We start from the raw sequence: 26419 nt of genomic DNA, 5'->3' as shown, positions 1-26419 counted from the left end.
ACCTCCCGCTCGTCGCGGTCGGTGAGGAGGAGTACGGCCCCGGTGTCGGCGAGGATGAACGCCCGCCGCTCCTCCGGCTGGCGCGGGTCCAGCGGTACGTAGGCGCCACCCGCCTTGAGCACGGCGAGCATCGCGACGACGTACGCGAGGGAGCGGTCCTGGAAGAGGCCGACGCCGTCGCCGGGCCGGACGCCCCGGTCCCGCAGGCGGTGCGCCAGGGCCGTGGCGGCCGAGTCCAGGTCGCGGTAGGTGAGTTCGCGTTCCCCGCACACCAGCGCCACGGCGTCCGGCGTCCGTGCGGCCTGGGCGGCGAACAACTCGTGCAGCGCGCCCTCGGGGAGCCGCACGGCGGTGCTGTTGTACGCGTCGATGTCGACGGCGGGAGCCTGGACGGAGTGCTGGTGAGACATCTTCTCGACACCATTCTCGAAGGTTCGGGCGGGTACGGGTCTCGCGGCGTGCCGGACATCCCGTACGGCCACGACTGGGAATCGCGTAGGTGGTGCTGAGGCGGACTAGGCGGCGCCGGGGACGGCCGGTGGCTGCTCCCACCGGTCCGGTAGGAACAGGTCCTCCGGGGCCAGGGCGTTCACGTGGTACTTGCCGACCGCGCTGGTCAGCATCCGCAGTTCGAGGGCGAGGGCCTCCACGAGCCGGGTCAGACCGGCCTCGCGGTCCTCGTCGACGGCGAGGAGTGCGGCGCGGCCGAGGCCGACGGCGCGGGCGCCGAGCGCGAGGGCCTTGACGGCCCTGGTGCCCTCCCACATGCGTCCGCTGGCGAGGAGGCAGTGGTCGGTGGGTCCGACGCGGCGCAGGCAGTCGGCGAGGGGCAGGCCGACGTGGGTGAGGAAGCCGGTGGGGGCCCAGGCGGTGCCGCCCTCCGCGCCGTCGACGGTGACGGAGTCCGCGCCGGCCGCCCAGGCGGTGGCCGCGGCCTGCGCCACGTCCCGGCCGGGGTGGAGCTTCACCCACACCCGGGCGCGGGGGAAGTTGTTGCGCATGAGGCGGATCTGCTGGCGCAGGATCTCCTCGGTGAAGGTGCCGGGGCTTGCGACCCGGAGGACCTGATCGCCGTCGGCGCCGAACACCTCGTCGAGGGCGTACTGTTCGGCGACCTGCGCCGAGGCCGCGCGGCTGAGCAGGGTGAGCCCGCCGAGGCCGGGCTTGGCGCCCTGGCCGACCTTGAGCTCGAAGGCGAGCCGGCCGGTGGCGAGCAGGGGTTCCGTGACCGGGTCGCTGTAGACGAGGTTCCACACCTCGGCGTCGGCGTCCTCGGTGGACTGCTGGACGACGACGCCGCCGTGCTCGTCGTCGGCCGCCTCGGCGTAGGCGGCGATCCGGCCGAGCAGCGGGGAGGCACCTGCCTCGCCGGCGCTGCGGTAGCCGTTGACGGGGACGACGTTCTCGCCGATGACCAGGGGGATGCCGAGCGCTCCGGCCTGCCGTCCCGCGGCCTCGCCGAGGTCATGGCTGGCGACCTGGGTGGAGCCGAAGGCCGACACGTACAGCGGCAGCCGGCTGGTGAACCCGCCGATGACGGTGTCGAGTTCGACGTCGCTGTAGAGCGGTTCGCGGGCGAGGTCGATGAGCTTCTTCAGCCGCTCGGGCATGAAGACGGGCGGCACGATCCGGATGCGTTCGAGGACGTCGTCCGGGTCGTACGCGGCCCGCTCCCGGTGCGGGCCGGGTACGGCGCCGAGGAGGCCGGTGCCGTACCCCGCCTCGGCGGGGAAGACGGCCCCGGCGCCGTGCCGGGCGCGCTGCCGGACCTGCTCCTCGGGGAAGCCGTCCGCGACGAGTGCGGTGCTCACGCCGACACCACCCCGGGGAGCTTCGGGTAGGCGCTGGCCTGCCAGGCGGCCTGCCGTCCGGTGACGTAGCGGGTGAAGCGCTCCAGGCCGATGCCGAAGCCGGAGCTGGCGGGGATGCCGCGGCGGGCCAGGTCCAGGTACCAGCCGTACTTGGCGGGGTTCTCGCCGGTCTCCCGCATGCGGGTGACGAGGGTGGCGTAGTCGTGCTCCCGCTCGCTGCCGCTGGCGAGCTCGCCGTACCCCTCGGGGGCGATGAGGTCGAAGTTCCTCAGGACGCCCGGCTGTTCGGCGTTCTCCTTGTCGTAGAAGCCGCGGGAGCCCTTGGGGTAGTCCGTGATGAAGAAGGGGCGCTCCGCGCGGGCGGAGACGATCTCCTCGCCCTGCCAGTCGATCTCGGCGGCGGGGTCCTGGGGGTGGCCGAGGCCGATCAGCTCGGCGGTGGACTGCTGGTGGCCGACGCGACCGAAGGCACCGGCGAAGATCGCGCGCAGGGCGTCGGTGTCCCGGCCCAGCAGGTCGAGTTCGGCCGGCATGTGGGAGACGACCTCGGCGACGACATGGGTGACGAGCTGCTCGGCGAGGTCCATCGCGTCCTCGCGGCGGGCGTCGCGGATCTCGACGTCGATCTGGTGGAACTCGGCGAGGTGGCGGTGCGTGACGGCCGTTTCGAGGGGTTCGAGACGGACGTTGGGCGCGATGTAGAAGATCTTGTCGAAGGCGAGGAGCGAGGCCTGCTTGTAGAGGATCGCGCTCGTCATCATCTTGTACTTGTGGCCGTAGAAGTCGACGTCCACCTGCTTGGAGCCGCGGATGCCGGGGTCGGTGACCGGGCCGATGATGGGCGGCAGCAGCTCTTGGAAGCCGCGGGCGGTCAGGAAGGCGCGGGTGGCGGTGAGCATGTGGCTCTGCACGCGCAGGGTGGCCCGGGTCAGCGGATCGGTCAGATGCGCGTCGGGCGAGGACGGGAACGGCAGGAGCGCCTCGTCCACGGCCTCGGCGATGGTGACGGTCATGGTCATACCTCCTGGAGGAGCGGGGCGTCGACGGGGGTGGGGCCGACGTCCTCGGTGCGGGTGTCGAGGTGGTCGTATCGGCGCTGTACGAAGGTCAGCGCGTCATGGAGTCCGGTCGCGGTGAGCCGGGCGCCGCTGCGTCCGGCGACCCGCCCGATGGGCATGGCCCCGATGTTCGACCAGGTCAGGCGGCCCGCCGCGTCGATGTGGCTGCGGGAGCGGCCGGCGTTGTCGGGGTGCAGGCAGTAGGGGACGTCCAGGTAGCCGCGCTCGAAGGCCTTCAGGAGCGCGCTGCCGGGGTCGGTGTGCAGGTCGAGTACGGCGTCCACGAGTGCGCGGGCCTCCGCGTAGACGGGGTTGCCCGCCTCGTCGTCCCCGTCCTCGGCGCCCGCGGTCGCGGCGGCCCGGCGGGCGGCCTCCGTCGCGATGCGCAGGGCCCGGACGTTCTCGGCGACGGTCGGGATGCGGTGGGCCTCGGCGGCGGTCTTCACGATGAGCCGCTGCCCGCCGGCCCGGACCGCGAGTTCCGCGGAGTCCGCCAGGAGGGCGTGGGCGCCGCGGGTGGTCCTCGGGTAGACGCCCATGTAGGTGTAGACGACGACGTGCCAGTCGGTGTCCGGAAGGAGTTCGGCGGCGAGCCGGCGCAGTGCGCGCACCGCCTGCCGGTCCTGCTCGGGGTTGGTCTGCTGGGCGTAGCTGAGCGAGACGGACCGCAGTCCGGCCCGGTGGAAGAAGACTCCCTCCAGGGCGCTGATCGCCACGAGCAGTCCCGGCGGGCAGAGCTGGCCGAGCATGCAGCCGCCGAAGCTCTCCAGGTGGGGTTCCGCGCCGTCGGCGCGGAGGGCGGCCAACTGCTCGCAGGTCTCCCGCCAGTTGCGGACGGAGTCCTCCAGCGGGGTACGGCCGTAGGGCAGGCAGTACGAGACGGGTCCGCCCTCGGTCGCGGTGAGGCCGAGCCGGGCGAGCGCGGCGACGATCCGCTGGGGCCGTGCCGAGCCGTGCCGGACCTGGACGGGGAAGGTCTCGTCCGCGAGTCCGTCCAGGACCCAGTGCGAGGTGCCCGGGCTGTAGGAGGTGATCGGGTAGCCGTTGAGCGGGATGCCGTCGCCCAGGGCGCGGACGGCCGAGGGCTCGTCGCAGACCCGGGTGTAGCTGTCGATGGTGAGGGTGCCGGCGACGGCGTCCGTGGCGGCCTTGGTGGCCGCGAGCCCGGTCCTCATCCGGGCGGGCTCGGAGAAGCCCATGCGGGGCTGGACCACGAGGGCGCCCCGCGCGTGGGACGCGGCCACGAACCGGCCGAAGGAGGTCACCCTGCCACCCCTTCGAGGGAGGCGGCGGAGGCCACCGGGGCGAGGTCGGCGGGGACGCGGCCGGCGGCCGGAGAGCCGTCGGCCGGCAGCGGGGCTGCCGGGGCGCCGTCGCCCGGGAGCGGGGCGGCCGGGCCTCGCTCGGCGTCCAGTCGGGCGATGAACGCCTCGAAGGCGCCGAGGCCCGCGTCCTGGCCCTGCTCCGGGTCCTCCTGGAACACCGCGTCGAAGCCCGCCTCACGGAGCCGGCGGCCGTGCCCGGCCCGCTGCTCGGCGCCGAGGACACCGAGCTTGCCGCCGATGACGGCGGGCAGGCCGGCCAGCTCCCAGCGCGAGCGGATCGCCCGGATGAGCTGGTCGGCGTCCTGGAAGCCGTGGCCGTTGACGGTGCTGACCACGAGCAGGTCGGGCTGGTACTTGCCGCAGGATTCGACGATCTCGTCCTGGGGGACGCACGGTCCCAGGTTGATGACGTGGTGTCCCAGGTCCTCGATCAGCAGCTGGATGAATACGAGGTTCCAGGTGTGCGCATCGGACGGCAGTCCGGTGACAACGACGTCCAGCGGCCCGGATCTCTCTCGGGACGCCCATTCCGCAGTCTGCATCATCACTTCTTCGTCCACATCGTGGGATGACAAGTGGGAGAAGGAGGTCCTGGATCGCTCGGAACATCCCTTCGGCATCGATCGTAGGAACGCGGAACCCCGCCGACCGGCGCCCCGGGCGGCAGCCGGGCGGCAGTTGCCGGTGCCTGTCGCCGCCGCCCTCCCGGCCCGCCCTACAGTCGAGATCCGCCGCTCCGAAGCCCCGTCGGCCGGAGCGGAACGCGGGAGCACGCGCGTCCGAGAACCCTGAGGAGTGGACCCATGTCCCAGATCGCCCCCGCCGCGGAACTGGCCGCGGCCCTGCGCGACGTCATGACCGATGCCGACCGCCACGAGCCCCTGGGCGAGGCCAAGTTCGCCGTACTGGAGGCGGCGGTGCAGCTGATCGACGCCGACCGGCCGGAGCTGGCGGACCAGCCCCAGCTGCGCACGGAGCTGCTGCGCGAGGCGCTCGGCTCGGTGCGGGCCGCCGCGGTCGCCACCGGAATCGCCGTGACCCGCGCCAACGAGGTGTCCCGCGTCCTCGTCTAGGACCCCGCGCGCGGGGCCGGCCGCCGCGCACCGGGCCCGGGCGGGCTGCCGCCCAACTGCCGCCCCGGCTGCCCGAACCGGCGGACACCGTCTCGTAGCGTCGAGGCACCGGTGCGGCACCGGATCCCCGTTCCACGGAACCCACAGAGGTGAAGCCATGGCAACCAATCCGTTCGACGACGCCGACGGCCGTTTCGTCGTCCTGGCCAACGACGAGGGCCAGCACTCGCTGTGGCCCGCCCGGATCCGCCGACCGGAGGGCTGGCAGCTGGTCCGCGAGGAGGGCAGCAAGCAGGAGTGCGCCGAGTACATCGAGGCCAACTGGACGGATCTGCGGCCCCGTTCGGTGGTCGCCGCGATGGGCGGCTGACGACCGTCGCGCACACGCGGGGGCGGCGTCGGTACCGGGTTCCACGAACCCGTACCGACGCCGCCCCCGTCCGTTTCAGACCCCTGCCGCTCAGTGCTCGCCGACCACGCACCACTCCAGTACGGCCATCGCCGCCGTCATCTTGTGGTGGGCTTGCCGCCACGCGAGGCTGCGCTCACCGTCGAGGACCTCGTCGGTGACCTCCTGGCCGCGCACCGCGGGCAGGTCGTGCAGGAAGACGGTGTCCGGGCCGCTGTACCGCTCGAAGAACGCGCGGTCGATGGCGAACCCCTCGAACGCCGCCTGCCAGTTCGGGTCCGCCTTCGGCACGCCCATGGTCTGCCAGCGGCTCGTGTAGACCGCGTCGACGGGGCCCTCGACCTCGGCCGGGTCGGTGATCCGGCGCACCTGGTGGTCGCCGCCGCTCAGTTCGTCGACGAGGTCCATGGTGCTCTTGGGCACCTCGTACCCCTCGGGGCTCAGCAGGGTGATCCGCAGCCCGGGGGTGAGCGCGCCGGCCAGCGCGAGCGCCGCGCCGGAGCTGTTGCCCTCGCCGACGACGAGCACATGGAGCCCGGAGAGCGTCCCGAAGTGCTCGGCGAGCGTGGTCAGGTCGGCGATGGCCTGGGTCGGGTGCTCGTCGAGGCTGAGGGCGTTCACCACGGCGAGGTCCGGGCTGCCGCCGAGGCGGCGCATCTCCGCGACGTCGCCGTTGGTGCGGACGACGAGCGCGTCGAGGTACTGGCCGAGGACGCGGCTGGTGTCCTCCACGGTCTCACCGGTGGTCAGCTGGAGTTCGTCGGGGCCGAAGGTGATGACGTCGGCGCCCAGCCGGGTGGCGCCGCTCCAGAACGAGGTCCGGGTCCGGGTGGACGACTTGCGGAAGTAGACACCGACCTGGCGTCCGGCCAGCGGCTTGTCGTCGACTGAGCCGGTGCCGAACTCGACGGCGCGGGCGACGATACGGGCGAGCTGCTCGGGCTTCAGGTCGGCGAGCGAGATCAGGTTGCGCATGGCGGACGGGCCTTTCTTCGAGGAAGAGGAGGAGGGAAGGGAGAGAGAAGAGGAGCGGGAAGCGGAGACGGACGGAGAGCGGGGTCCGTTCAGGAGGAGACGAGGGCCGTCGCCGGTACGAGCGAGGCGGCGCGTTCGGCGGCCAGCTGCCGCACCAGGTTGAGCACCCCGAACCTCGGGGCGCCGTCCTCCTCGCCGGGAAGGCGCCGCACGAGGCCGCGCAGCATCAGCGCGTGGACGTCGCGCACCACGGCCGCCGGGGTCGCGGACAGTCCGGCGGCGGCCTGGTCGGCGCTCCAGCCGTCGGGAAGGAGGCTCAGGTCGCCGAGCAGCGCCGCCGGCCCGTCGTCGAGCCGGGCCACGGCCGCCGCGAGTAGCGCGGCGAGTCCCTCGCCGCCCGCGTCGCCGGTGTCCCCCGCGGTCACGTCGTCCACGACGTCGAGGGGCGTGGTCCGCGCGATCCGCAGCAGTTCCGCGGGAGAACGCAGCAGCAGCCAGGAGGCGGCGGCCTCCATCGCCCGTGGCACCCCGTCGAGGGCCCGGCTGATCCGGGCCACCGTGCGCACCAGCGAGTCGCCGGGCATCAGGTCGGGGCGCATGTGACCGACGTACGACAGCATGAGCTCGACGGCGGGCTCCCCGGCGGTCAGGGAGACGCCGGGCACCTCCGCCCCGCCCGGGGACTCCCCCGGCTCCGGGTCGGGGACGGGCAGCGGGCCGAGCGGCAGCATCCGGTTGCCCGGGGTGCGGTGCGGCTCGCGCGTGGTGATCAGCACCTTGAGGCGCTCGCAGACGTGCAGCAGTTCGAGGAGCGGGGGCGTGAGGTGGGGCCCGGTGTCGTGGCCGTCGAGGACGAGGAGGGTGGCCCGGCCGCGTATCACGGAGGCGAGTTCGTCCAGGCCCCGGCCGCCGAGGGCCAGGGAGCGGGCCCAGCCCGTCAGCGCGGACCGCGGGCTGCGGGTCCCTGCGGGCCCGGCCGCCGGCGGCGCGGAGTCGGTCATGTCGACCCAGACGACGGGGGTCCGGTCGCGGCCGTGGAGCAACAGGGCGGCCTCCTGGGCCAGTCGGGTCTTGCCCACACCGGCCAGGCCCACCACGCTGAGGAGCCGCTCGTGCTCGGTGGCCAGCAGACCGGTCAGGACGCGGAGTTCCTCGGCGCGGCCGACGAGTCTGCGGAGCGGTTTCGGCGGCGGCGCCAGTTCGGCGCCGTACGCCTCGCGCATCACCGTGCCGGCCTCCGCCCCTTCGACGGCCAGCTCCAGGGCGGCGCGGCGGGCGTCGCTCAGCCGCATGGCGCCGGCGAGCAGCCGGAGCGTCTCCCGGCGCGGGTGCCGCACCCGTCCCTGCTCCAGATCGCGGATGGCCCGCACGCTGACGGTCGACAGGCCGGCCAGCTGTTCCTGGGTGATGCCGGCCCACTGCCGTGCCGCCCGCAGCTGCTCGGCGAGCCCGTCCGGCGATGCCTGTTCGGTCATGACCAGTCTCCTTGCTGCATGGGGGGTCCTCAGTCGCGAGGGCCGTGAAGGAGTCGGCCTCGTGGGTCATACGGTGGCGGGACCGCTTACCGATCCCGTACCGCCTCGTTCCCGGGGGTCACGGGAACGGGCTAGGATCCGCAAACACCGCGCCGAGGGCGTGGGCGGGAGACCTGGGGGGGTGCTCGCGGCAATGACCGCTGCCGAGGAGCCATCGCTGAGATTCAACGTGCTGGGCCCCCTGGAGGGCTGGGCCGACGGTTCCCGGCTGAGGCTGGGGGGCCTCATCCAGGAACGCGTGCTCGGGACGCTGCTCCTGGAGCCCGGACGGGTACTGACGATCGGCCGGCTCGTGGAGTCGGCCTGGGCCGAGGACCCGCCCGCGACCGCCTCGCACCAGGTCCGCAAGGCGGTCGCCGATCTGCGTCGGCGCATCCCCGGGGGCAGCGAGGTCATCGTCACCGACGGCCCCGGATACCGGGTGGTCCTCGCTCCGGAGCAGCTCGACCTGACGGAGTTCGGTGGTCTGGTGAAAACGGCCCGGGACGCTCCGGGCGAGGGCCGGGCGGGCGACGCGGTGGAGGCGCTGCGCCGGGCCCTCGGCCTGTGGCGGGGCCCGATCCTGTCGGGGGCGGGCGGTCCGGTGATCGAGGCGGCGGCCACCGCGCTCGAGGAGCGCAGGCTCGCCGCCGCGGAGCAGCTCTTCGAGCTCCGCCTCGGTCTCGGCGAGACGGCGGAACTCGTCGTCGATCTGCGGGATCTGGTGCAGGCGCATCCCCTGCACGAGTCGCTGCGCGCCCAGTTGATGCTCGCCCTGTACCGCTCGGGCCGGCAGGCCGAGGCGCTCGAGGAGTACAGCCGGGTCCGCGAGCTCCTGGTGGAGGAGCTGGGCGTCGACCCGGGCCCCCGGCTCACCAAGGTGTACGAGGGGATCCTGCGCGACAGCCCGGAGCTGGCCGCCCCCGCTCCCCCGCCCGTCGCGGCCCCGGCCGCCGTGCCGGGGGCGGCGCCCACGGAGGCGCCGTGCACCCTGCCGTACGACCTGGCGGACTTCACCGGCCGCGGCGACGAGCTGCGGGAGCTGCTCGACTCGGCCGGCCGGGACTGCGCGCGGCATTCCCGGATCGTGGCCCTGGACGGCATGGGCGGCAGCGGCAAGACCTCCCTCGCCGTGCACGCGGCGCACTCGCTGGCCGCCGAGTTCCCCGACGGCCAGCTCTACATCGACCTGCGCGGCTACACCCCCGGCGAGCAGCCGGTGACCGCCGGCGGGGCGCTCGACAGTCTGTTACGCGCCCTGGGCGTGCCGGGCGCGCGCATCCCGGAGGACCTCGCCGGCCGTACGGCGCTGTGGCGGTCGACCGTCACCGGGAAGCGGCTGCTGCTCCTGCTCGACAACGCGGCCGACGCCGACGGCGTACGGCCGCTGCTGCCGACCACACCCGGCTGCCTGGTCCTCGTCACCAGCCGGGCCCGTCTGGTGGACCTCGACTCGGCGCAGTGGATCTCGATCGACGTCATGTCGCCCGCGGAGTGCGCGGCGCTGATGGCGGAGACGCTGGGCGAGCAGCGGTACACGGCGGAGCCGGAGGCGGCGGCCGAACTGGCCCGGCTGTGCGGGCACCTTCCCCTGGCGCTGCGGATCGCGACCGCCCGGCTGCGCAACAGGCCGCGCTGGACGCTGCGTTACCTGGCCGACCGGCTGCGCGACGAGACGCGCCGGCTGGACGAGCTGAGCTCGGGGCAGCGCAGCGTCGCCGCCACCCTGCGCCTGTCGTACCAGGCCCTGGAGCAGGACTGCCGGACGGCGTTCCGCAGCCTGGCGCTGCATCCCGGCGGCGACCTCGACGTGTACGCGGCGGCCGCCCTGCTGGAGACCGATCCGGCCGACGCCGAGGACATCCTCGAACTCCTTCTGGACGTCCATCTGTTGCAGCAGCCGGAGATCGGCCTGTACACCTTCCACGACCTGGTGCGCAGTTTCGCACAGAGCCTCGGGTCGGCGGCGACGGAGGAGGACGACTCCGCGTCGACGCGCCGGCTGCTCGACTACTACCTGGCGGCGACGGAGTCGGCCTGCCAGGTGATGTTCCCGGGCCGGCGCCGCATTCCCACCGAGGTGGCGGAGGTGGAGGACGCGGACGCGTGGCTCACCCGGCTGCCGCGGTTCCCGGAGAGCGAGCAGGCCGAGCTGTGGTTCGCGCGGGAGCAGGGGTCGCTCCTCGGGGCGGTGGGTCTGGCCGACCGGCTCGGACATGACCGCCACACCGTGTTCCTGAGCCGCAATCTGGCCTTCCAGCTCAGCGCGCGGGGCCAGTTGGAAGAGTTCCGTTCGATGGGGCTCCTGGCGGTGGCCGCCGCGCGCCGGCTCGGCGAGCTGCCGCTGCTGGGGGTGAGCCTGTCCAATCTGGGCGTGGCGTGCTGGAAGCTGGGCCGCTTCGCCGAGGGCATCGAGGTCGCCACGGAGGGCCGGGACGTGGCCGAACGGCTCGGGGACGTCCAGACGTTGGCCCACAGCGAGGGCGCCCTCGGCCAGCTCAACAGTCTGCTGGGCCGGTTCCCGCAGGCGCTGTCCCATCTGGAGAAGTCGATCGCGCACCAGCGGGAGCTGGGCGCCAGCCGCGCCGAAGCGGAGAGCCTCACCCTGCTCAGCACCCTGTACGAGCAGTGGGGGCGGCACGAGGAGGCGGCGTCGGCGGCCCGTCGGGCGATCGCGCTCTGCGACGAACTGGGCCAGCACGAGAACAAGTTGGTGGCCTTCACGGACCTGGCGTTCGCCCATGCCTGCCTCGGCGACAACGAGGCCGCCGACACGTGCCTCGCGCGGGCGCGGGCGCTGTGCACCGAGAACAGTGACCCGGGGCAGGTGGCCCTGGCCCTCGCGCTGCTCGCGGAGGTCGCCCAGCGTCTCGGCAGGGACGAGCAGGCCGTGCGCTATGCGGACCGGGCCATGGAGACCATCGGGCCAAACGTTTCTCCACTGCGCCGGGCCAAGGTCGAGAACACCGTCGGCCGCTATCTCTACAAGCGCAAGGAGTACGTGGCGGCGCTCGGCCTGCACGAGAGCGCCCACGAGGTGGCGCACTCCCTCGACTTCCGCATCGAGATGGCCTACGCCCTGTCCGGCATGGCCCGCGCCCAGGCCGCCCTCGGCCTCTCGGAGGAGGCGGAGCGCAACGAGCGCTCGGCGGAGGATCTGTTCGACGAGATGGGCGTCCCGGCGGAACGCCGTCGTAGCTGAGGTGGCCGTCGTAGCTGAGGTGGCCGGCGTGGCTGACGTGGTCGGCGTGACTGAAGTAGCCGACGCAGCTGACGTAGTCAGCGTGGCTGAAGTAGTAGCCGACGCAGCTGACGTACGGGGCGGGAATCAGGCGGCGAGGACGCTCTGACCACCGGCGGTGGGCGCGCCCTTGCCGATCACGGTGGGGCCCTGGTCGTCGGTGGCACCGGCCTGGACGACTCGGGATCCGATGACGGTCGGGCCCTGGTCGTCGGTCGCGCCGGCCTGGACGACGCCGCCCTTGCCGATCACCGTCGGACCCTGGTCGTCCGTCGCACCCGCCTGGACGACACCGCCCTTGCCGATCACCGTCGGACCCTGGTCGTCGGCCTGGACCTGCACGCCGACCGGCCGACTCTGCTCGTGACCCGCATCCACCGTGACCCCGAGCCCGAGGGCGAGAGCGGCGGCGACGACGATCCCGGCGAATCCAGTCGACTTGCGTCCCATGGCCATATCCCCTTTACGTGGTTTTCTCCGGTTCTGCTTCCCGACACCACGTACTCTCCGATGACCCGTTCCCGGACCGTTCCCGAGCCGATACCGCCTTCCGGTACGGCACGGGAACGCACCCGGGAACGCCAGGTCAGCCCGGGTACAACCCTCCTGAGGAATCCCGCTCGGTCCGCCGAAAGCGCTCCCGGCGGACCCTCTCAGCCCGGCGCCCCCGCCCCCGGCTCGCGCGCGAACACGGTCGCGCCGCCGCCCAGCCGACAGCTGACCACCCGTGGCCCCCGCTCGGTGAGGGCCACGGTGGTACACACCCGCCCGGATCCGATGTCCGCCAGATCGAGCAGCGCGCGCACGGTCGCGCGCAGCGCGGCGACCTCTTCCTCGTCGGGGCCGGCACGGTCGGCCGGGGGCTGGCCGGGACCGCGCAGCGCCCTGATGTCCACCACGGTGTGCATGCTGTTGTCGCTGACGGTCTCGACGGTGAACTCGGGCCCGTCCCAGGACCCCTCTCCGTCCGTACGGGCATCCGGCAGGCCCGCGCGTTCACCCTCGACCGACCGCTCGATGGCGGACAGCTCCTGAAGGATGTGGCGCAGCCCCTCGGCCACGTCGATCCGGTCCGGGGGATGTTTCATCGAAAGACTCCTCCTGCAGAGAACTACTCCGCCAGAGTCGAGCGCCCCGATACCGTTTCTCTCCCGCTCCGGTCCCGTCGTACGGGCCCGGCCCCGCGAGGTTCAGCCGTTGACCGGCAGCACGTCCGGGGAGAGGGCCCCCGCCCGGGCCGATGCGGAGGTCATCCGTCGCCGGTGATGGCGCCGGCAGAGCACCTCGTAACCGATCTCCTCGGCCGGGCGGTTCACGTCGCCGACGACGACCTGCTCGCCCTCGACGACCATCTCGCCGCCCACCGTGCGGGCGTTGTGCGTGGCGCGGGCACCGCACCAGCACAGCGCCTCGACCTGGAGCTGCTCGATGCGGTCCGCCAGCTCGATGAGCCGCTGCGAGCCGGGGAACAGCTTGGTCCTGAAGTCGGTGGTGATGCCGAAGGCGAAGACGTCGAGACCGAGGTCGTCGACGACCCGGGCGAGCTGGTCGATCTGCTCCGGGGCGAGGAACTGGGCCTCGTCGACGATCACGTAGTCGGCCTTGCCTCCCTGGGAGAGCTGGGCGACGAGGTACGCGTACAGGTCCATGCCCTGCGGTGCCTCGACGGCCTCCGTCACCAGGCCGAGCCGGGAGGAGAGCTTGCCCTCGCCCGCCCGGTCGTCACGGGTGAAGATCACGCCCTGGAGCCCTCGCGCGTCACGGTTGTGGGCGATCTGGAGTGCCAGGGTGCTCTTCCCGCAGTCCATGGTTCCGGAGAAGAAGACCAGCTCGGGCATGACGGGACGGGGACCTTTCAGGTCGTGGAGGGGGAAGGGGTCCGGAGTTCCGGAGGGTTCAGGAGCGGACTTCGAGCAGCGGGACGAGCTGCTCCGCGGGGGTCATGGACCCGTGCATGCCGACCATCGCGGACTCGTGCGGCTCGTGCACGGAGGCGGTGATCGCCACGTCGTCGTGGGCCCCGGCGACGACGTCGCCGATCCGCCCGTACACGCGCTCGTCGATCTCGTCGCCGAACCAGCCGAGCGAGATCGCCTCGTCGCGGCTCGCGACCCAGAACTGCTCGCCGAGCACCTCGCGCCAGCAGGTGAGGACATCCGCCTCGGCGCCGGGCACGGCGTAGACGTGCCGGGCACGTCCCTCGCCGCCGAGGAGGGCGACGCCCGCGCGGAGCTCCCAGTCCTCGTCGAAGTCGATGCGGTGCTGCTCGTCGAAGGGGATGTCGACCATGCCGTGGTCGGCCGTGACGTACAGCGCCGAGCGGGGCGGCAGCTGCTCGGCGAGCCGCTGCACGAGCCGGTCGACGAACATCAGCTGGCCGCGCCAGGCGTCGGAGTCGATGCCGAAGCGGTGGCCCGCGCCGTCGAGTTCGCTGTAGTACGTGTAGACCAGCGAGCGGTCGCCGGCGGCGAGCTGCTCGGCGGCGAAGTCCATGCGCTCCTCGCCGGAGAGCCGCCCGTGGAACGTTCCCCCGCTGAGCGCGACCTTGGTGAGCGGGGTCTGCTCGAAGATCGGGGAGGACACCTGGGCGGTGTGGATCCCGGCCTCGTGGGCGAGCTGGAAGACGGTGGGGTACGGCTGCCAGGCGTGCGGCGCGGTCCACGGCTTCCAGCGGAGCTGGTTCATCAGCTCGCCGGTGTCGGGGTTGCGCACGGTGTAGCCGGGCAGCCCGTGCGTACCGGGGTGACGGCCGGTGCCGACGGAGGCGAGCGAGGTCGCCGTGGTGGCGGGGAACCCGGCGGTGATCGGGCGGCCGGTGCCCCCGCGCGAGGAGCCGAGGAGCGAGGTCAGATAGGGGGCCTCGTCCGGGTGGGCCCTGATCTGCTCCCAGCCGAGCCCGTCGATCAGGAAGACGCAGTTCCGGTCTGCCGGGGAGAGCTCGGCGATCCGGGCGTCGCACCCGGGCACGCCCTGGCCGGCGACGAGCGTCGGCAGCACGTCGCCGAGGGAGCCGAAGCCGTACTCGGGGACCGGCGCGGTCTCCGGGGCGAGCGGAACCGGGTCGTCGGGCCAGCCGTGCGTCACGGCGGTCGGCTGCACCATCAGCGCGTCGGGGCGGCGGTGGCCGCGATGGCTTCGGACAGGGCCTGGGCGAAGACGAGGGTCTGCCGGACGGTGTCCGGGCCGTCCCCGGCCTCGCTCACCCGGAGGCTGAGGTCGTCGGCGGTGGCGTTGCCCGTGTAGCCGTGGTCGGCGTCGCAGTTGGCGTCGCCGCAGGCGGCGGGCTCCAGGTCGATGCGGGAGACGGCACCCCAGCCGATGGTGAGGACCACCTCGCGGGGCAGCGTGCCCGGGGTGTACGACTCCGGGTTGGCGACGACACGGCTGACGACGACCGACGAGATCCGGTCGAGCTTCACGGACTCGGTGGACGTCGTGGCGTACGGCGTCGGGGAGCTGGTGTCGGCGGCCTGCTCGTCGGTGTGGCTGACGATGAAGCGGTGCGGCGTCAGCACGAGGACGGTGACGTGGCGCCGGACCTCGTTGGCGTCGAAGGTGGTCTCCTGGTGCACGACGTACGACGCGACGGCCTCGCCGCCGACAGCGGCCTCCACCGCCTCGGCCACGAGGGCCGGGTAGTAGCCGCTGCGCTCGATCGCCGCGCGCAGCCCCTGGGTCGTCGTACCGGTCTTCGCCATGGAATCCATCCTACGGGGCCGTGGGGCCCCCTCAGGCCCTTCAGTAGCTCGGCAGGCTGCGCGGGCCGAGGTCGGTGCGGGGCGGCGGCGGGGCCAGCCGGACGGTGGCGCCGAGGACGGACAGTCCGCGTGGTGCCACGACCACCGGCTCCAGGGAGACGGCGACCACCTCGGGGTGGTCGTCGACCAGGCGGGACACCCTGAGCAGGACCTCTTCGAGGGCCGGGGTGTCGACGGGGGCGGAGCCGCGCCAGCCGAACAGCAGTGGGGCGGTGCGGAGGGAGCGGATCAGTTCGGCGACGTCCCGGTCGGTGGCCGGCACCAGCCGGTGGGCCGTGTCGCCGAGCAGCTCGGACGCGGCGCCCGCGAGACCGAAGGAGAGGACGGCGCCGACGGCCGGGTCGATGGCGGAGCGGACGACGGTGTCGACCCCGCGGGGCACCATCGCCTGGACGACCGGCTGGAGCTCCTCGGGCTTGCCGAGGACCTCGGTCAGCTCGGCGTAGGCGGTTCGGAGCTGTTCCTCGGACGCCAGATCGAGCCGTACGCCCCCGAGATCGGGGCGGTGGCGGAGGTGCGGCGCGGTCGTCTTGAGGGCGACCGGGTAGCCGAGGCGGCCGGCGGCCGCGACGGCGGCGTCGGGGGTGGGCGCGGGCAGCGTGGGCAGGACGGCGATGCCGTACCGGGCGAGCAGTTCCCCCGCCTGCGCGGTGTCGAGGGTCACACCGCGCGGGTCGGCGTCGTCGCCGCCGAGCACCCGCTCGATGAGCGCGGCGGCCCCCGGCTCGTCGATGTCCTCGTACTCGGGCACCCGCCCGGGCTCGGCGGCCTGCCGCCGCCACTGCCCGTACCGCACGGCCTCGGCCAGCGCCCGCACGGCCCGCTCGGCGGCGGGGTAGGAGGGGATGGTGGCGGGCGGGACGGGCGCGGCCGCCGGGTCGCCGTCGGCAGCGACGGACCCGGCGCCGGACGCGGGGGCAGGTGCCGCTGCGGGCGGGGTCGCTCCCGGGGCGCCGGGGGCGAGGGCCGGCGCGCTTGCGGCCGCTCCCTGGACGCCGACGGCGGACACGGCGCCGCCCACACCCCGGCCGGCCGGCCCGGGGCCCGCCCCGCGGGTGTCTGGCCGGAGGCCGGTGGTCTCGGCCCCGGGCACGGCGGGCCCGGGGCCGGCCTGCTCGGCGCCGGGGACGATCCCGGGGACGGCGGTCCCGGCCCCCGGTCCGGCCGGGGGCCCGGACGGCCGGGGTCCCGCGGCGGCCGCCGCGCCCCGGCCCGGGGCCGTCGGGCGGGTGCTCGTGGCGACCGCGAGCGCCTCCGCGAGGCCGCCCATCTCCACGTGGACGACGACGACCGGCTTCGTGGGGGCCTGGGCGGAGGCGACGGCTTCGCGGAGGGAGGCCGCGAGGACCTCTCCGTCGCCGAACTCGGTGGCGCCGTTCTCGCCGACCCACGGGATCGCGTTCACGACGACCGCGTCGGAGGTCTCGTCCGCGAGCGCCGCCACGAGGGCGTCCCGGAAGTCCGCCGGTTCCGCCGCCGTGGTGAGGTCGAGCGGCCGCAGCGGGCGCAGCCCCTCCGTCAGGCAGGCGTCGTACGTGAGGAGGCCCAGGGACTCGGAGTTGCCGAGGATCGCGACCCGGGGCCCGGCGGGCAGCGGCTGGGCGGCGAGCAGCACTCCGGCGTCCACCAGCTCGGTGACGGTGTCGACGCGGATGACGCCGGCCTGGCGGAGCAGCGCGGAGACCGTGGCGTGCGGGATACGGGTGACGGGCACGCGGTGGCCGGGCGGCGCGCTGCCGCTGTGCCGGGCGCCCTTGACGACGACGACCGGCTTGACGGCGGCGGTGCGGCGCGCGAGCCGGGTGAACTTCCGGGGGTTGCCGATCGACTCCAGGTAGAGCAGGACGACATCGGTGCCGGGGTCGTCGTACCAGTGCTGGAGGAAGTCGTTGCCGGAGACGTCGGCGCGGTTGCCGGCCGAGATGAAGGAGGAGAGCCCGGCGCCCCGCCGGTGCAGACCGGCGAGGAGGGCGATGCCGATCGCGCCGGACTGGGTGAAGAGACCGATCCGCCCGGCGGCCGGCATCTGCGGGGCGAGGGAGGCGTTGAGCCGGACGTCGGCGGCGGTGTTGATGATCCCGAAGGCGTTCGGTCCGATGATCCGCATGCCGTACGAGCGGGCCTGCCGGACCAGCTGGCGCTGCCGCTCGCGCCCCTCGGCCCCGCTCTCGGCGTATCCGGCGGAGAGGACGACCAGGCCCTGGACGCCGTGCTCGCCGCAGTCGGCGACGACTTCCGGCACCCGTTCGGCGGGGACGGCGACGATCGCGAGGTCGACGGGGTCGCCGATGGCGGCGACGGAGGGGTGGGCGGGGACGCCGTCGAACTCGACGGGCCCGTCGTTCCCGGCGAGCGCGGCGTTGACCGCGTACACGCGTCCGGTGAACCCGGCCCCGAGGAGGTTGCGGAGGACGGTCCTGCCGACGCCGCCCGGTGCGCGCCCGGCGCCGACGACGGCCACGGACCGGGGGGTGAGGAGGCGTTGCACGGAGCGGGCCTCGGCCCGCTGCTCCCGCGCGCGCTGCACGGCGAGGGAGCGGTCGGTGGGTTCGAGGTCGAGGTGGAGCCGTACGGACCCGTCCTCGAAGCTGCGCTTCTGGGTGTAGCCCGCGTCCGTGAACACCTTGATCATCTTGGTGTTGGCGGGGAGCACCTCGGCGGCGAAGCGCCGGATGTCCCGCTCGCGCGCGACGGCCGCGATGTGTTCGAGGAGGGCGGAGGCGACGCCGCGTCCCTGATGGGCGTCCTGGACGAGGAAGGCGACCTCGGCCTCGTCGGCCGGGGCGGAGGCGGGCAGGCCCCGGTCGTTGATGCGGTCGTAGCGCACGGTGGCGATGAACTCGCCGCCCACGGTCGCCGCGAGGCCGACCCGGTCCACGAAGTCGTGGTGGGTGAAGCGGTGCACGTCCTTGGCGGACAGCCGCGGGTAGGGGGCGAAGAACCGGTAGTACTTCGACTCGTCCGAGACCTGCTCGTAGAAGCTGACGAGGCGGTCGGCGTCGTCGGCCGTGATGGGCCGGATGCGCGCGGTGCCGCCGTCGCGGAGCACCACGTCCGCTTCCCAGTGGTCGGGGTAGTCGTGCTCCGGCGGCTGGTCCGACGCGCTCTGCATGGGGTCAGCCTACGGCCGCGGCACGGTGGTGGCACGGGTCGCGCCACGGCGATGGCACCGGCCGCGACACGGCCGCGGCACCGCTCGCGCGGCGGGGGTCCGCCGTGCAAGGTAGGAGCACGCCGCGCTCGGCGAGGAAGGGCCGAACGGCGGTCCGATCCGGGCCGAAGGTCGGCGCGAGCACGCAGCATCCCGTGAGAGACTGGTCTAGACAACCCGCTTGAGACTTGAAGGGCAACACCATGGCTGAGCGCCGCGTCAACGTCGGCTGGGCCGAGGGCCTGCACGCCCGCCCCGCGTCCATCTTCGTCCGTGCCGCCACGGCTTCCGGCGTTCCGGTGACGATCGCCAAGTCCGACGGCACCCCGGTGAACGCCGCCTCCATGCTCGCCGTGCTCGGCCTGGGCGCACAGGGCGGCGAGGAGATCGTCCTCGCTTCGGAGGCCGACGGCGCCGAGGCCGCTCTGGACCGCCTGGCGAAGCTGGTCGCCGAGGGCCTGGACGAGCTCCCCGAGACCGTCTGATCCGGGTCGTCCCTCTCTGAACGACCTCTGCACGACCCCTGTACGACGAAAGGCCGTGACCGCCGGAATTCCGGCGGTCACGGCCTTTCGCTTTTCCACCGCCGCCCTTTCAGGGCAGCACGGAGCAGCAGCACCGAATTCCTATTCCATGTATACGATGCGCACGTTAATTCCGGGAACTCGCCGTGTTGACTGCGTGTTGCGAAACCCTCACACGCCCGCGGTCCGGCCGCTTGAGGCGGTGCAGCGACTGGGAGCGCTCCGCGTGCAGCGCGGTCAGCGACCGCGCCCGCTCGGCGTCACCGCGCGCCACGGCGTCCACGATCGCGCCGTGCTCGGCCCAGGCCTCCACCGGCCGCTCGGGCTGCTCGACCGCGTACATCCAGGCGATCTTGTGCCGTAGCTGGGTCAGCAGCGCCGTCAGGGCCGGGCTGCCGGAGGCCTGCGCGAGCGTCTCGTGGAACCAGCCGCCGAGTGAGCGCAGATCGTCGCCCTGGCCGCGCCTGGCCCGCTCCTGCCCCAGCCTGACCAGCCCGCGCAGCACCTTGAGGTGAGCCTCCGTGCGCCGCTGGGCGGCGCGGGCCGCCCCCAGCGGTTCGAGCAGCGCCCGCATGTCGAGCAGATCGGCGGCCTCCTGCTCGGTGGGCTCGGCGACATGCGCCCCGGCGTGGCGTCGGGAGACGACGAAGCCCTCGGACTCCAGGGTGCGCAGGGCCTCGCGGACCGGGACGCGGGAGACCCCGTACCGGCGGGCCAGTTGGTCCTCGGTCAGCCGGCTGCCCCGCTCGAAGACGCCGGAGACGATGTCGTCCCGGATCGCCGTGCATACCGAGTGCGCGGGAATGCGCATGTCCGACCTCCGCCTTTGGTCTGCGCGAGTCAATTCCGACGGCGCCTGTTCTGCGCCCGATCTGCGACTCTATTGCAGCACGCCGGAATTTCCGATGCCCCGGCGGAATATCGATGTCGCGGGACCGACGAAAAGCCCCGGCTCTGTACGAGCCGGGGCTTTTGCGATGCGGGGGGGGCGGAAGCTCCGCCCCTGCGCGAGGGGCGTCCTGGATCCGTCCTGGATCAGACGTTGACGCCGCGGGCGCGCAGGTACGCGATCGGGTTGATGTCGGAGCCGTACTCGGACGTCGTCCGCGCCTCGAAGTGGAGGTGCGGTCCGGTCGAGTTCCCGGTCGAGCCCGAGATGCCGATCCGCTGACCCGGCTCGACGCTCTGGCCGACGTAGACCCCGATGGAGGAGAGGTGACCGTACTGGGTGTACGTGCCGTCGTTCATCCGGATGACGATGTTGTTGCCGTACGCGCCGCCCCAGCCGGCCTCGACGACGGTGCCCGAGCCGACGGAGACGACGTTGCTGCCGTAGGCGGCGTGGAAGTCGATGCCGGAGTGGCTGCCGGAGGACCAGAGCGAGCCGCCGGTCTTGTAACCGGTGGACACGTACGTGCCCTCGACGGGCAGCTGGAAGGAGGCCAGGCGGCGACGCTCGGCCTCACGGGCCGCGCGCTGCTCGGCCTCGCGGATCTCCTTGGCACGGGCCTCGGCCTTGCGCTTCGCCTCGGCCTTGGCCTTCGCCTTGGCGGCGACCTCGAAGGCCTCCTGCTCCTGGGCGGCGGCCTGGGCGTCGATCCGCTCGGCGAGCGAGTCCTCGGTGATCACCTTGGTGAGACCGGTGTCCTCCAGCGAGCGGTGGTCCGTGTCGGCGGCGAGCGCCGGGGAAGCGAGGGTTCCGATGACGCCGGTGGTGGCGAGCGTCGCCGCGCCGGCGATGCCCACGCCGCGGCGCGCCATCCGGCTCGGAGCACGATGCTTCCCGGTGGCACGGGTGAACGCCATGTAGGGGCTGATCCTTTCCTTCCCTCTCGCCTACCGGGTTAGCTGACGGGTTCGGAGCAGGAAGGTCTCCTACGAGCCCCTCCGTACGAGACGAAGGCGCCCGATTCACCCCAGGGACTACGTGTGGGTCCCCGGCTCCCCAGGCTCGCGCCTGACGGGGACTCGGCGATGTCTGTCCGATGCCGCGGGTGCGGCACGTGCAACTGACGAACAGACGCACCGACGCTATGCGGATCGTCTTCCAATCACCAACCGGACACACATTTTGTAAGACATGCCACAGGGCATACAACCATCCTTGATCAAAATACGGACAAAGGGGAGGACCCCGACGAACTATGCCGTCGGGGCCCTCCTTTGCCGTGTCGGCGGCGTGAATCAGCCGGTCACGACGGTCACTTCACCGATCCCGAGCGCGCGCACCGGCTCCGCGATCTGCGCCGCGTCGCCGACGAGCACGGTGACGAGCCGGTCCACGGGGAAGGCGCTGACCACGGCCGCGGTCGCCTCGACCGTCCCGGTCTCGGCCAGCCGGGCGTACAACTGGGCCTGGTAGTCGTCCGGGAGGTGCTGCTCCACCTGGTCGGAGAGCGTCCCGGCGACGGAGGCGGCGGTCTCGTACTTGAGCGGCGCGACCCCCACCAGGTTCTGCACGGCCGTCTCCCGCTCGGCGTCGGTGAGGCCCTCCGCGGCCAGCGTCCGCAGCACCTTCCACAGGTCGTCGAGCGCCGGACCGGTGTTGGGCGTGTCGACGGAACCGCTGATGGCGAGCATCGAGGCGCCGTTCCCCCGGCCGTCCGAGCGGAGCACCTGCCCGAAGGCGCGCACGCCGTACGTGTAGCCCTTCTCCTCGCGCAGGACCCGGTCGAGCCGCGAGGTGAGGGTGCCGCCGAGGCAGTACGTGCCCAGGACCTGGGCCGGCCAGACGCTGTCGTGGCGGTCGGGTCCGACCCGGCCGATCAGCAACTGGGTCTGGACGGCGCCGGGACGGTCCACGATGACGACCCGTCCGGTGTCGTCGGCGGTGATCGGCGGCATCGGGAGCGGCTCGGCCGGCTCGCCGGTCCAGGCGCCCAGGGTCTCGGCGAGGACCTTGTCCAGGTCGACACCGGTGAGGTCGCCGACGACCACGGCGGTGGCCGTGGCGGGCCGGACGTGCGCCTCGTAGAAGGCGCGGACCGCGGCGGCGTCGATCGCCTCGACGGTCTCCTCGGTGCCCTGGCGCGGCCGGGACATCCGGGCCTCGGCCGGGAACAGCTCCTTGGAGAGCTGCTTGGCGGCGCGGCGGGACGGGTTGGCCGTCTCGTGCGGGATCTCGTCGAGGCGGTTGCGCACCAGGCGCTCGACCTCGGTCTCGAGGAACGCCGGGGCGATCAGGGCCTCGGAGACCAGACCGAGCGCCTTGGGCAGCCGGGAGACGGGAACCTCCAGGGAGACCCGTACGCCGGGGTGGTCGGCGTGCGCGTCGAGCGTGGCGCCGCAGCGCTCCAGCTCGGCCGCGAACTCCTCGGCGCTCTGCTGGTCCGTGCCCTCGAAGAGCGCGCGGGCCATGATGGTGGCGACACCGTCGAGACCGGCGGGCTCGGCGTCCAGCGGGGCCGGCAGGAAGATCTCCACGGCCACGACCTGCTGGCCGGGGCGGTGACTGGTGAGCACCGTCAGGCCGTTGTCCAGGGCGCCGCGGTCCGGGGCCGGGAAGGCCCAGGGCCGGGCGACGCCGGGCGTCGGCTGCGGGTGGAAGTCCATGCTCGTCAAAGACGCGGCGGCGTCGGTCACTGGTCCGCTCCCTCTTCCTCGTCGTCGCCGTCGGCGTTCTCGCTCTGTTCGGCCGCCAGGGGCTCGTAGACCAGCACCGCGCGGTTGTCGGGGCGCAGCGTGGCCGCGGCGACCTCCCGCACCTCGTCGGCGGTGATCGCCAGGACGCGGTCGACGGCGGTCAGCGCCAGCTGCGGGTCGCCGAACAGCACGGCGAACCGGCACAGTTCGTCGGCGCGGCCCGCGACGGTGCCGAGCCGGTCGAGCCACTCGCGCTCCAGCTGGGCCTGCGCGCGCTCCATCTCCTCGGGCGTGGGGCCCTCGGCGGCGAACCGGGCGAGCTCCTCGTCGACGGCCGCCTCGATCTGCGGGACCTCGACCCCGCCGGAGGTCTTGACGTCCAGCCAGCCGAGCGAGGGCGCGCCGGCGAGCCGCAGCATGCCGAAGCCGGCGGCGACGGCCGTACGGTCGCGGCGGACCAGGCGGTTGTGCAGCCGGGAGGACTCACCGCCGCCGAGGACCGTCAGGGCCAGGTCGGCGGCGTCGCACGCGCGCGTGCCGTCGTGCGGCAGCCGGTAGGCGGCCATCAGCGCGCGGGCCGGGACCTCCTCCTCGACGACCTCGCGCAGCTGCTCGCCGATGATCTCGGGCAGGTCGCCGGAGCGCGGTGCGGGCTTGCCGTCGTGGCCGGGGATGGAGCCGAAGTACTTCTCGACCCAGGCGAGCGTCTGCTCCGGGTCGATGTCGCCGACGACCGACAGCACGGCGTTGTTCGGGGCGTAGTACGTGCGGAAGAAGTTCCGCGCGTCCTCCAGGGTGGCCGCGTCCAGGTCGGCCATCGACCCGATCGGCGTGTGGTGGTACGGGTGCCCCTCCGGGTAGGCCAGGGCGGTCAGCTTCTCGAAGGCCGTTCCGTACGGCACGTTGTCGTAGCGCTGGCGGCGCTCGTTCTTGACGACGTCCCGCTGGTTCTCCATGGACTCGTCGTCCAGGGCGGCGAGCAGCGAGCCCATGCGGTCGGCCTCCAGCCAGAGCGCGAGCTCCAGCTGGTGCGTGGGCATGGTCTCGAAGTAGTTGGTGCGCTCGAAGCTCGTCGTGCCGTTGAGCGAGCCGCCCGCGCCCTGCACGAGCTCGAAGTGGCCGTTGCCGTGGACCTGCTTCGAGCCCTGGAACATCAGGTGCTCGAAGAGGTGGGCGAGGCCCGTGCGGCCCGGGACCTCGTGCCGCGAGCCGACGTCGTACCAGAGGCAGACCGCGGCGACCGGGGTCAGGTGGTCCTCCGAGAGCACCACGCGCAGGCCGTTCGCCAACCGGTGCTCGGTCGCTGTCAGGCCGCCGGAGCCGGCCTCGGCCGTGGCCGTGTGACCCATGGGCATGTACGTCCCTTCGATCGCGATGTGAAAAAGTCCTGCCACTGTATGCAAGCGCGCCGACACCTGGCGAAGTTCCCGCCCCCCGGAGATGTCCCTCTTCCGGGTCGCGGTCGGCGTTGTCGGTGGCACGGTCCACAATGGTCCGCGTCAGATCAACCTTGTTGGTGAAGGAGCCGCAGCCGCGATGGCCCGCCGCAGCACGAAGACACCGCCGCCGGACGACGCGTTCGAGGAGCGAATCCTCGACATCGACGTTGTCGACGAGATGCAGGGCTCCTTCCTCGAGTACGCGTACTCGGTGATCTACTCGCGTGCCCTCCCGGACGCCCGTGACGGCATGAAGCCCGTCCAACGACGCATCGTTTTCCAGATGAACGAGATGGGGCTCCGGCCGGACCGGGGCTTCGTCAAGTGCGCCCGCGTCGTCGGCGAGGTGATGGGCAAGCTCCACCCGCACGGCGACGCGTCGATCTACGACGCCATGGTCCGCATGGCGCAGCCCTTCTCCATGCGTCTCCCCCTGGTCGACGGCCACGGCAACTTCGGTTCCCTGGGCAACGACGACCCGCCCGCCGCCATGCGGTACACCGAGTCCCGGATGGCCCCGGCCGCGCTGCTCATGACCGAGTCCATCGACGAGGACACGGTCGACTTCTCGCCGAACTACGACGGCCAGGAGCAGGAGCCGGTGGCACTGCCCGCCGCCTACCCGAACCTGCTGGTCAACGGCGCGTCGGGCATCGCGGTCGGCATGGCGACCAACATGCCCCCGCACAACCTCGGCGAGGTGATCGCGGCCGCCCGCCACCTGATCCGCCACCCGGGCGCCGACCTCGAGACGCTGATGCGTTTCGTGCCCGGCCCCGACCTGCCGACCGGCGGCCGGATCGTCGGTCTGTCCGGCATCAAGGACGCGTACGAGTCGGGCCGCGGCTCGTTCAAGATCCGCGCCACGACGAGCGTGGAGACGGTGACGGCGCGCCGCAAGGGCATCGTCGTGACCGAGCTGCCGTTCACGGTCGGCCCCGAGAAGGTCATCTCCAAGATCAAGGACCTGGTCGGTTCCAAGAAGCTCCAGGGCATCGCGGACGTCAAGGACCTGACCGACCGCAACCACGGCCTGCGCCTGGTCATCGAGATCAAGAACGGCTTCGTGCCCGAGGCCGTCCTGGAGCAGCTCTACAAGCTGACGCCGATGGAGGAGTCCTTCGGCATCAACAACGTGGCGCTGGTGGACGGCCAGCCGCTGACGCTCGGCCTCAAGGAGCTCCTGGAGGTCTACCTCGACCACCGCTTCGAGGTCGTCCGGCGCCGCTCCGAGTTCCGCCGCACCAAGAAGCGGGACCGGCTCCACCTGGTGGAGGGCCTGCTCGTCGCCCTGCTCGACATCGACGAGGTCATCCGGCTGATCCGGGAGAGCGAGAACTCGGCGCAGGCCAAGGAGCGCCTGATCGAGCGCTTCTCGCTCAGCGAGATCCAGACGCAGTACATCCTGGACACCCCGCTGCGCCGCCTCACCAAGTTCGACCGGATCGAGCTGGAGACCGAGCAGGACCGGCTCAACGGCGAGATCGACGAGCTGACCGGGATCCTCGACTCCGACGCGGAGCTCCGCAAGCTGGTCTCGGCGGAACTGGCCGCGGTCGCGAAGAAGTTCGCCACGGACCGGCGCACGGTCCTGCTGGAGTCGGCGGGCGCGCCCGTCGCGGCCGTCTCCCTGGAGGTCGCGGACGACCCGTGCCGTGTGCTGCTCTCCTCGACGGGACTGCTCGCCCGTACGGCGACGGCGGAGCTGCCCCCGGTGGACCCGGACGCCACCCGCGTCAAGCACGACGTGATTCTGTCGTCGGTGGCCGCCACCCAGCGCGGTGACATCGGCGCGGTGACCTCGGCCGGCCGGCTGCTCCGGATCGCGGTGATCGACCTGCCGCAGCTCCCGGACACCGCGTCCGCGCCGAACCTGTCGGGCGGCGCCCCGCTGTCCGAGTTCCTGTCGCTCGAAGCGGACGAGACCGTGGTCTGCCTGACCACGCTCGACGAGGGCTCGCCGGGGCTCGCCCTGGGCACGCTCCAGGGCGTGGTGAAGCGCGTGGTCCCGGACTATCCGGCGAACAAGGACGAGCTGGAGGTCATCACCCTCAAGGAGGGCGACCGGATCGTCGGCGCGACCGAGCTGCGGACGGGCGAGGAGGACCTGGTCTTCATCACCTCCGACGCCCAGCTCCTGCGCTACCCGGCCGCGCAGGTACGGCCCCAGGGCCGGCCGGCGGGCGGCATGGCGGGCATCAAGCTGACGGACGGCGCCGACGTGATCTCGTTCACGGCGGTCGACCCGGCGGCGGAGGCCGTCGTCTTCACCGTCGCGGGCTCCACGGGCACGCTCGACTCCTCGGCGGGTACGTCGGCGAAGGTGACGCCCTTCGACCAGTACCCGCGCAAGGGCCGCGCGACGGGCGGCGTCCGCTGCCAGCGCTTCCTGAAGGGCGAGGACGTCCTGATCCTGGCCTGGGCGGGTACGACCCCGGCCCGCGCAGCCCAGAAGTCGGGCGCCCCGGTGGAACTCCCGGAGGTCGACCCCCGCCGCGACGGCTCGGGCACCCCGCTGGCCCACCCGGTGGACGTGGTGGCGAGCCCGGCCGTCTAGCC

General features: G+C 73.0%; 22 protein-coding genes and 1 riboswitch. Of the genes, 5 read left to right on the top strand and 17 right to left on the bottom strand.

What is annotated here, in order from left to right; genetic code table 11:
• The 5 genes from ACIP8Z_RS36655 to ACIP8Z_RS36635 all read right to left on the bottom strand — a co-directional run.
• The coding region (locus ACIP8Z_RS36655) for an AMP-binding protein (RefSeq protein ID WP_402091152.1) at positions 1-410 on the bottom strand (410 nt) is incomplete at its 3' end.
• Between the two features lie 105 nt (positions 411-515).
• Entirely contained in the window at positions 516-1811 is a 1296-nt protein-coding gene (locus ACIP8Z_RS36650) for a glutamate synthase-related protein (protein WP_402091150.1), read from the bottom strand.
• Positions 1808-2824 carry an asparagine synthetase A gene (locus tag ACIP8Z_RS36645; protein ID WP_402091148.1) on the bottom strand — a complete coding sequence of 339 codons (1017 nt, stop codon included), beginning with the start codon at positions 2822-2824 and terminating at the stop codon, positions 1808-1810. Before ACIP8Z_RS36645 ends, ACIP8Z_RS36650 begins: the two co-directional genes overlap by 4 nt.
• Before the next feature lie 2 nt (positions 2825-2826).
• The gene (locus tag ACIP8Z_RS36640; RefSeq protein ID WP_402091145.1) at positions 2827-4134 is read right to left on the bottom strand and encodes a methylaspartate mutase; all 1308 of its coding nucleotides are present in this window, start codon (positions 4132-4134) and stop codon (positions 2827-2829) included.
• Entirely contained in the window at positions 4131-4736 is a 606-nt protein-coding gene (locus tag ACIP8Z_RS36635) for a cobalamin B12-binding domain-containing protein (RefSeq protein WP_402091143.1), read from the bottom strand. The genes ACIP8Z_RS36640 and ACIP8Z_RS36635 overlap by 4 nt, the downstream gene beginning before the upstream one ends.
• Before the next feature lie 261 nt (positions 4737-4997).
• Between ACIP8Z_RS36635 and ACIP8Z_RS36630 the strand changes: the two genes are divergently transcribed.
• On the top strand, positions 4998-5267 hold the full coding sequence (locus ACIP8Z_RS36630; RefSeq protein ID WP_266970030.1) for a hypothetical protein: 270 nt from the start codon (positions 4998-5000) through the stop codon (positions 5265-5267).
• A gap of 157 nt (positions 5268-5424) precedes the next feature.
• Entirely contained in the window at positions 5425-5637 is a 213-nt protein-coding gene (locus ACIP8Z_RS36625; protein WP_055602877.1) for an MbtH family NRPS accessory protein, read from the top strand.
• A gap of 90 nt (positions 5638-5727) precedes the next feature.
• Here ACIP8Z_RS36625 and ACIP8Z_RS36620 read toward each other — a convergent pair whose 3' ends face one another.
• The gene (locus ACIP8Z_RS36620; protein WP_402091141.1) at positions 5728-6651 is read right to left on the bottom strand and encodes an ornithine carbamoyltransferase; all 924 of its coding nucleotides are present in this window, start codon (positions 6649-6651) and stop codon (positions 5728-5730) included.
• Between the two features lie 89 nt (positions 6652-6740).
• Positions 6741-8126 carry a helix-turn-helix domain-containing protein gene (locus tag ACIP8Z_RS36615; RefSeq protein WP_402091139.1) on the bottom strand — a complete coding sequence of 462 codons (1386 nt, stop codon included), beginning with the start codon at positions 8124-8126 and terminating at the stop codon, positions 6741-6743.
• Positions 8127-8319: 193 nt separating this feature from the next.
• On the opposite strand from ACIP8Z_RS36615, the gene ACIP8Z_RS36610 reads away from it, so the two are divergent.
• Positions 8320-11367: a BTAD domain-containing putative transcriptional regulator gene (locus tag ACIP8Z_RS36610; protein WP_402091136.1), complete on the top strand. Its 3048-nt coding sequence runs from the start codon at positions 8320-8322 to the stop codon at positions 11365-11367.
• 126 nt (positions 11368-11493) lie between these two features.
• On the opposite strand, the gene ACIP8Z_RS36605 is transcribed toward ACIP8Z_RS36610, so the two are convergent.
• The 6 genes from ACIP8Z_RS36605 to ACIP8Z_RS36580 all read right to left on the bottom strand — a co-directional run bounded on the left by ACIP8Z_RS36605 (position 11494) and on the right by ACIP8Z_RS36580 (position 18276).
• Entirely contained in the window at positions 11494-11856 is a 363-nt protein-coding gene (locus ACIP8Z_RS36605; protein WP_402091134.1) for a hypothetical protein, read from the bottom strand.
• A gap of 203 nt (positions 11857-12059) precedes the next feature.
• Positions 12060-12494, bottom strand: coding sequence for a hypothetical protein (locus tag ACIP8Z_RS36600; protein ID WP_402091131.1), 435 nt, complete (start codon positions 12492-12494; stop codon positions 12060-12062).
• 102 nt (positions 12495-12596) lie between these two features.
• Complete coding sequence (locus ACIP8Z_RS36595; protein WP_318207479.1) at positions 12597-13244, bottom strand: thymidine kinase; 648 nt, start codon at positions 13242-13244, stop codon at positions 12597-12599.
• 58 nt (positions 13245-13302) lie between these two features.
• Complete coding sequence (locus ACIP8Z_RS36590; RefSeq protein WP_402091129.1) at positions 13303-14508, bottom strand: alkaline phosphatase family protein; 1206 nt, start codon at positions 14506-14508, stop codon at positions 13303-13305.
• A complete protein-coding gene (locus ACIP8Z_RS36585; protein WP_030325407.1) occupies positions 14508-15104 on the bottom strand; it encodes a DUF5998 family protein in 597 nt (198 codons plus the stop codon). The genes ACIP8Z_RS36590 and ACIP8Z_RS36585 overlap by 1 nt, the downstream gene beginning before the upstream one ends.
• A gap of 40 nt (positions 15105-15144) precedes the next feature.
• A complete protein-coding gene (locus tag ACIP8Z_RS36580; protein WP_402091127.1) occupies positions 15145-18276 on the bottom strand; it encodes a GNAT family N-acetyltransferase in 3132 nt (1043 codons plus the stop codon).
• Between the two features lie 242 nt (positions 18277-18518).
• On the opposite strand from ACIP8Z_RS36580, the gene ACIP8Z_RS36575 reads away from it, so the two are divergent.
• Positions 18519-18800: an HPr family phosphocarrier protein gene (locus ACIP8Z_RS36575; RefSeq protein ID WP_015036698.1), complete on the top strand. Its 282-nt coding sequence runs from the start codon at positions 18519-18521 to the stop codon at positions 18798-18800.
• Positions 18801-18966: 166 nt separating this feature from the next.
• On the opposite strand, the gene ACIP8Z_RS36570 is transcribed toward ACIP8Z_RS36575, so the two are convergent.
• The 4 genes from ACIP8Z_RS36570 to ACIP8Z_RS36555 all read right to left on the bottom strand — a co-directional run bounded on the left by ACIP8Z_RS36570 (position 18967) and on the right by ACIP8Z_RS36555 (position 23776).
• On the bottom strand, positions 18967-19650 hold the full coding sequence (locus ACIP8Z_RS36570; RefSeq protein ID WP_402091125.1) for a GntR family transcriptional regulator: 684 nt from the start codon (positions 19648-19650) through the stop codon (positions 18967-18969).
• 224 nt (positions 19651-19874) lie between these two features.
• Positions 19875-20645: a M23 family metallopeptidase gene (locus ACIP8Z_RS36565; protein WP_402091123.1), complete on the bottom strand. Its 771-nt coding sequence runs from the start codon at positions 20643-20645 to the stop codon at positions 19875-19877.
• 12 nt (positions 20646-20657) lie between these two features.
• Positions 20658-20823: riboswitch (cyclic di-AMP (ydaO/yuaA leader) on the bottom strand.
• A gap of 200 nt (positions 20824-21023) precedes the next feature.
• Positions 21024-22391, bottom strand: a complete 1368-nt coding sequence (locus ACIP8Z_RS36560) for a M16 family metallopeptidase (protein ID WP_402091161.1) — start codon at positions 22389-22391, stop codon at positions 21024-21026.
• 26 nt (positions 22392-22417) lie between these two features.
• Positions 22418-23776, bottom strand: coding sequence for a M16 family metallopeptidase (locus tag ACIP8Z_RS36555; protein WP_402091121.1), 1359 nt, complete (start codon positions 23774-23776; stop codon positions 22418-22420).
• Between the two features lie 181 nt (positions 23777-23957).
• Here ACIP8Z_RS36555 and ACIP8Z_RS36550 point away from each other — a divergent pair, with 181 nt between their 5' ends.
• Positions 23958-26417 (top strand): DNA topoisomerase (ATP-hydrolyzing) subunit A, encoded by a 2460-nt coding sequence (locus tag ACIP8Z_RS36550; RefSeq protein ID WP_402091119.1) that lies wholly within the window; start codon positions 23958-23960, stop codon positions 26415-26417.
• Positions 26418-26419 lie beyond the last annotated feature (2 nt).

This window comes from Streptomyces sp. NPDC088553, assembly GCF_044752965.1.
GTDB lineage: Bacteria > Actinomycetota > Actinomycetes > Streptomycetales > Streptomycetaceae > Streptomyces.
The sequence above is the reverse complement of the archived record's forward strand: the minus strand, read 5'-3'. Positions and strand labels throughout refer to the sequence as shown.